The organism is Hymenobacter agri (genome assembly GCF_054778495.1).
The window spans coordinates 1-6,227 of record NZ_BAAGZM010000235.1 but is presented as its reverse complement, the minus strand read 5'-3'; the positions used below and the strand labels follow the sequence as shown (position 1 = coordinate 6,227).

Below are 6,227 nucleotides of genomic sequence, written 5' to 3'. Positions count from 1 at the left end.
GACCGGCTGGGCCGCCGGCACCTACTTCGTGCGGGTGCAGTCGCGCGCGGCCGTGGCCGTGCAGCGGCTGGTGGTGGAGTAGTGGGGCCCCTCACCCCCCCGGCCTCCTCTCCTCGGGGAGAGGGGGAGCCACGGCGACGCCAGGTTATGCTAATAAAAAAAGCCTCGTATCTCCGAGGCTTTTTTATTGTAATCCGACCTAAGTCACAAAGTAATAAGGCTTCCCCTCTCCCCGAGGAGAGGGGGACGGGGGGTGAAGTGCCCAGCCTACTTCATGAACACCGGCCGAATCAGGTTCTCAAACGTGAAAATTTCGTCCCATTTCTCCTGCGTCAGCAGGCCTCGCTCGGTTACGGCGATGTCGTGGACGGACTTGCCGGTTTTGAGGGCTTCCTTGGCGATGTCGGCCGAGGCCTCGTAGCCGATGACCGGGTTGAGCTGCGTCACGATACCGATGCTGTTGCGCACCAGGTTTTCGGCGTGCTCCTTGTTGGCCGTGATGCCCACCACGCATTTCTCGCGCAGGGTGCGGCAGGCGTTGGTCATGTACGAGATGGAGGTGAACAGCGCGAAGCTGATAACCGGCTCCATCACGTTCAATTGCAGCTGGCCGGCCTCGGCGGCCATCGTGACGGTGAGGTCGGCCCCGATGACGTAGAACGCCGTCTGGTTCACCACTTCGGGCACCACCGGGTTTACCTTGCCGGGCATGATGCTGGAGCCGGGCTGCAGGGGCGGCAGGTTGATTTCGTTGATGCCCGTGCGCGGGCCCGATGAGAGGAGGCGCAAATCGTTGCAGATTTTGGAGAGCTTCACGGCCGTGCGCTTCAGCACGCCCGATAGCTGCACGTAAGCGCCCGTGTCGTAGGTGGCCTCGAAGAGGTCGCCGGCCAAGCTCAGGTTCAGGCCCGTAATCTGGCGCAGGTGCTCGGTCACGAGCTCGGGATAGCCGGTGGGCGCGTTGATGCGCGAGCCGATGGCCGTAGCGCCCATGTTGATTTCGTCAATCAGCCGGCGCGAGTCGTCGATGCGCAGCAGCTCCTCGCGCAGGTTGGTGGCGAAGGCCTTGAACTCGTCGCCCATGCTCATCGGCACGGCGTCCTGCAATTGGGTGCGGCCCATTTTCAGGATGTCGCGGAATTCCTCGGCCTTTTGGGCGAAGGCATCGGCCAGCGCCGCCAGGGTTTCGCGGTAGCCCACCAGCTTGTTGTTGAGGGCAATGCGGAAGGCGGTGGGGTAGGCGTCGTTGGTGCTTTGCGAGCAGTTGACGTGGTTATTCGGGTGGCAGTATTGGTACTCGCCCTTCTGGTGGCCCATCATTTCGAGGGCCACGTTGGCGATGACTTCGTTGGCGTTCATGTTCACCGAAGTGCCCGCGCCGCCCTGAATCATGTCGGTGAGGAACTGGTTGTCGAACTCGCCGCTGGCCACGCGGTCGCAGGCGGCGGCAATGGCGTCGGCGATATTGCCGGGCAGCACACCGAGCTCCTTATTGGCCAGGGCGGCGCCCTTTTTCACGTAGGCCAGGGCCTGCACAAACAGCGGCTCGGCCTTGATGGGAATGCCGGTGATGGCAAAGTTTTCGAGGGCGCGCAGCGTCTGGATGCCGTAGTAGGCGGTGTCGGGCAGGCTGCGTTCGCCCAGAAAGTCGTGTTCGGTGCGGGAGGTGGACATTGGCGGGTTTTGGGGTGGGATGATGGGGCGTGTACGGAAAGGCCGAAAGCCGGGGCAAACCTACGGCGGCGCGTTGCAACGGGGGGGCAATTTGGGTGTTTATTTGTTTTTGCTCGATTACGCTTTCCCGCAGTGGCCGCAATGGTCAAGCGCAGTGAGCGCAGTGTCATCGTCCTCCACTGCGGCCACTGCGGGAAAAATCTCCCTAAATCATCTCGCATGAAACGCCGATACCTTCTCCTGCTGGCCCTCGCCGGCTGCTCTCAGCTCGAAAAAACCGCTACCATCGGCCCCGATGCCCGCTTCGATGCCTTCAAAAACCAGTTTATTGAAGCGTTGTGGAAGCAAAGCCCCGACTACGCCTCCGGCATGGGCTACCACAAGTACGATTCGCTGCTGCTGATTCCCAACGCCGCCCAGCGCCAGGCCGACGACGCTTTCGCGCAGCAAAACCTGGCCGCGCTGGGCAAATTCACTCTCGACAGCCTTTCGCCCAACAACCAGATTGACCTGCGCCTGCTCCGCAACGAGCTGCGCGCCCAGCGCTGGTACGCCGACACGCTCCGCAGCTGGCAGTGGAACCCCGCCAGCTACAACCTCGGGGCCAGCGTGGGCGAGCTCCTCAACGGCCGCCACTTCCGCCTCGACCGCCGTCTGCGCAACATCTCCGACAAAATCAGCCACGCGGCCGACTACTACGCGGCGGCCAAAGCCAACATCAGCAACCCTACGAAGGAGCACACCGAGCTGGCCATCAAGCAAAACACGGGTGGCCTAGCTGTGTTCGGGGCCGCGCTGGCCGATTCGGTGCGGAAATCGGGCCTGACCGAAGCTGAGAAAAAGACCCTGACCGCCCGCATTGCCGCCACCCGCGCGGCCGTGCAGGGCTACATGGACTTTCTCAAAAAAGACGTGCTGACTGCCGGCAAGTTCCGCTCGTTTCGCATCGGTAAGGAGCTGTTCGAGCGGAAGTTTGCCTACGACATTCAGTCGCGCTACTCGGCCGCCGACCTGTACCAAGAAGCCCTCAGGCACAAGGCCGAGCTGCTGCATGACATGGGCCGCCGCGCCGCCCGGCTCTACCCCAAGTATCTGCCCGGCCAGCAGGCCCCGGCCGATACGCTGGCCCTCATCACGGCCGTCATCAACCAGCTCACGCTCAAGCACGCCCCGCGCGATGGTTTTGTGGACGCCGTGCGCCGCCAGATTCCGACCCTCGTGGCCTTCGTGAACGAGCACAAGCTGCTGACGCAGGACCCCAGCAAGCCGCTGGTAGTGCGCGAAACCCCGCTCTACATGCGCGGCAGCGGCGCGGGCGCCAGCGTGTCGGCCCCCGGTCCCTACGACAAGGGCGCCAATACCTACTATAACGTGGAACCGATTCCGGCCGACTGGACGCCAGCCCAGGCCGAGAGCTACCTGCGCGAGTACAACGACTACACCCTGCAGATTCTCAACATCCACGAAGCCATTCCGGGCCACTACACGCAGCTCGTGTACGCCAACCGCTCGCCCTCGCTGGTGAAAAGCATTTTCGGCAACGGCGCCATGATTGAGGGCTGGGCCGTGTACGCCGAGCGCATGATGCTGGAAAGCGGCTACGGCAACAACTCCGACGAAATGTGGCTGCTGTGGGACAAATGGAACATGCGCTCGACGCTGAATGCCGTCATCGACCACGCCATTCAGGTCGATAACATGAGCGAGACCGAGGTGGTGAAGCTGTTGCGCCGCGAGGGCTTTCAGGAAGAGGCCGAGGCCCGGGGCAAGTGGCTGCGCGCCACCCTCAGCCAAGTGCAGCTGAGCAGCTATTTCACGGGCTATACCGAGATTTACGCGCTGCGCCAGGAGCTCAAGCAAAAGCAGGGCAAGGAGTTCGACCTGAAGGCGTTCAACGAAAACTTCCTCAGCTACGGCAGCGCGCCGGTGAAATACATCCGCGAACTGTTGCTGCGTAAGTAAGCTGAACCTGAAAACGCTTTTCGCAGTTTAACGGCCTTGCGGCCGGCCTCGGCTCACCTGCCCGCCGGGGCGGGCTGCTTTTTTATTCACTATTGCCACTCACCGGTCGCCACCGGCTTTTTATGACGGAAGAACAGCGCAAGCACGTACTCGATACCGACGATGAGCACCTGCGTCGCCTCACCCACGAGCACATGAAGGTGTTTGCCAAATTCACCACCGCCGACTGCGCCATCTGTCAGGCGCTGGCTCCGCCTTTCGCCAAGTTCGTCGACGACCCCGGCAACGAGTCCATCCTCTTCGTGCGCCTCGACTCCGACGAAAATCCCGTGGCCAAAAAGCTGATGCAGGAGAAGGTAGCGCCCTTTTTTGTGAGCTACTGCCAGGGCCGCATCCTGGAATGCGACAACCTGACCACCGAAGCCGAAGTGGAAGCGCAGCTACACCGCCTGCGCACCTTCGTGCCCGACCACGCGTAGGCCCCGTACCGGCCACACACCGGCCGGGCCGCTACCTTTGAGCATGTTTTTTCTGCTTTCGAAGGTTTTGGATGTGGTGCTGGTGCCTACCGTGTGGCTGCTGGCACTGTTGCTGGGGGCCATGCTGGCCCGGCAGCCGCGCCGCTGGCTGCTGGCCGCGCTGGCGGTATTTCTGGTTACGACCAATCCACTGATAGTAAATGAGCTGCTGCTGGTCTGGGAGCGTCCGGCGGTGCCACTGGCCGCGCTACCGCGGCGTGCCGATGCCGCCGTGCTGCTCACCGGCATTACCAGCGTCAGAAAGTCGCCGCACGACCGGGTATACCTCGGTCAAGGCGCCGACCGGTTCACCAGTGCGCTGTGGCTGTACCGGGCCGGGCGCGTGCGGCGCATCATCGTGTCGGGCGGTTCGGGAGCGGTACAGGCCACAGCCCACACCGAGGCCGACGACCTCACCACATTGTTGCGGCTGGCGGGCGTGCCCAATTCGGCCATCATTCGCGAAGAAAAAAGCCGCAACACCCGCGAAAACGCGCTGTTCACCAAGCAGTTGCTCACGCCAGAGCAGGACACGCTCATCCTCGTCACCTCCGCGTTTCACCAGCGGCGGGCCATGGGCTGCTTCGCCAAAGTGGGCCTGCATCCCCTCGAATTCCCGGCTGGCTACCGCAGCACCGACCGCAGCCTCGCGCCCGATGCCTGGCTGATACCCAACCCCGATGCCCTGGCCAATTTCAGCCTGCTCATGCACGAGGTGGCCGGCTGGCTGGTGTATAAGGTGCTGGGCTACGCGTAGGAGGGAGGGAGGAAGTAAAAAGAAGAACGTCATGCTTCGACAAGCGCAGCATGACGTTCTTCCATCGACTTCGCTGCTACTCCGTCTTCGCCACCGGCGCGGTTTCCTTGCCCACCCAAATCGACTTCTGGTTCACAAATTCCCGAATGCCGAGGTAGGACAGCTCGCGGCCGTAGCCCGACTTCTTCACGCCGCCGAAGGGCAGCTCGGGCATCGACTTCACCAGGCCGTTCACGAACACGGCACCGCTTTCAATCTGGCGGGCCATGGCCTCGCCTTTTTTGGAGTCGGCCGTCCACACGGCCGCGCCCAGGCCGAAGCGCGAGTCGTTGGCCAGGCGCACGGCGTCGTCGGCGTTTTTGGCTTCGAGCACCAGCGCCACCGGGCCGAACAATTCTTCGGAGTAGGCGCGCTGCCCGGGCTTGATGTTCGACAATATCATGGGGCGGAAGAGGGCGGTGCCGGGCTTGGCCTGGCCGCCGTGCAGCTCAATCTTGGCGCCTTTTTTCACCGAGTCTTCCACTTGTTGGGTTAGCTCGTCGGCCAGGTCGGGGCGGGCCAGCGGGCCGTATTGCGTGGCCTCGTCGAGCGGGTCGCCGGGGCGCAGGGCCAGCAGGTGGGTTTTCAACTGGTTGATGAACTCGCGGCACACCGCCTTCTCCACAATGAAGCGCTTGGCGGCAATGCAGCTCTGGCCGCTGTTAATCATGCGGCTCTGGGCGGCGGTTTTAGCAGCCAGGGCCAGGTCGGCGTCGGCCAGCACAATGAACGGGTCGGAGCCGCCCAGCTCCAGCACGGTTTTCTTGATGTACTGCCCGGCCAGCGCCGCCACCGAAGCGCCCGCGCCTTCCGAGCCGGTCAGTGTCACGGCCCGCAGGCGGTCGTCGGCAATGAGCGGCTCCACCTGGTCGGAGCCGATGAGTAGGGTACGGAAGCAGGCCGGCGGCAGCCCCGCATCATGAAAAATCTTTTCGAGGGCCAGGGCGCACTGCGGCACGTTGGAGGCGTGCTTGAGCAGGCCCACGTTGCCGGCCATCAGGGCCGGGGCGGCGAAGCGCACCACCTGCCACAACGGGAAGTTCCAGGGCATCACGGCCAGCACCACGCCAATGGGCTGGTAGCTGATGAAGCTGCGGCCGGCGTCGGTTTTGATGAGCTCATCGGCCAGGAAGGCTTCGGCGTGCTCAGCGTAGTAGTCGCAGCAGGTAGCGCACTTCAGCGCCTCGGCCCGGCCGTCGGTGATGGGCTTGCCCATTTCGAGGGCCATGAGGTGGGCCAGCTCGTTCTGGCGCTCGCGCAGCAGGGCGGCGGCCCGG

5 protein-coding genes are annotated in these 6,227 nt (G+C 63.4%); 3 read left to right on the top strand and 2 right to left on the bottom strand.

The window, feature by feature from the left end; all coding sequences use genetic code 11:
• Window positions 1-267: 267 nt before the first annotated feature.
• Window positions 268-1,674 (bottom strand): aspartate ammonia-lyase, encoded by a 1,407-nt coding sequence (gene aspA / locus ACYVDE_RS12585; protein ID WP_460501894.1) that lies wholly within the window; start codon window positions 1,672-1,674, stop codon window positions 268-270.
• Window positions 1,675-1,893: 219 nt separating this feature from the next.
• Here aspA and ACYVDE_RS12580 point away from each other — a divergent pair, with 219 nt between their 5' ends.
• The 3 genes from ACYVDE_RS12580 to ACYVDE_RS12570 all read left to right on the top strand — a co-directional run bounded on the left by ACYVDE_RS12580 (window position 1,894) and on the right by ACYVDE_RS12570 (window position 4,911).
• The gene (locus ACYVDE_RS12580; protein WP_460501893.1) at window positions 1,894-3,636 is read left to right on the top strand and encodes a DUF885 domain-containing protein; all 1,743 of its coding nucleotides are present in this window, start codon (window positions 1,894-1,896) and stop codon (window positions 3,634-3,636) included.
• A 122-nt stretch (window positions 3,637-3,758) separates the two neighbouring features.
• On the top strand, window positions 3,759-4,115 hold the full coding sequence (locus ACYVDE_RS12575; protein WP_460501892.1) for a thioredoxin family protein: 357 nt from the start codon (window positions 3,759-3,761) through the stop codon (window positions 4,113-4,115).
• 43 nt (window positions 4,116-4,158) lie between these two features.
• Window positions 4,159-4,911 carry a YdcF family protein gene (locus ACYVDE_RS12570; protein ID WP_460501891.1) on the top strand — a complete coding sequence of 251 codons (753 nt, stop codon included), beginning with the start codon at window positions 4,159-4,161 and terminating at the stop codon, window positions 4,909-4,911.
• A gap of 76 nt (window positions 4,912-4,987) precedes the next feature.
• On the opposite strand, the gene ACYVDE_RS12565 is transcribed toward ACYVDE_RS12570, so the two are convergent.
• Window positions 4,988-6,227, bottom strand: a 1,240-nt coding sequence (locus ACYVDE_RS12565) for an NAD-dependent succinate-semialdehyde dehydrogenase (RefSeq protein WP_460501890.1), incomplete at its 5' end; no start/stop codon positions are given.

Excerpts from the sequence above, each read along its gene's own strand:
- aspA (WP_460501894.1), bottom strand. The coding sequence starts at position 1,674 with ATGTCCACCTCCCGCACCGAACACGACTTTCTGGGCGAACGCAGCCTG.
- ACYVDE_RS12580 (WP_460501893.1), top strand. The coding sequence starts at position 1,894 with ATGAAACGCCGATACCTTCTCCTGCTGGCCCTCGCCGGCTGCTCTCAG.
- ACYVDE_RS12575 (WP_460501892.1), top strand. The coding sequence starts at position 3,759 with ATGACGGAAGAACAGCGCAAGCACGTACTCGATACCGACGATGAGCAC.
- ACYVDE_RS12570 (WP_460501891.1), top strand. The coding sequence starts at position 4,159 with ATGTTTTTTCTGCTTTCGAAGGTTTTGGATGTGGTGCTGGTGCCTACC.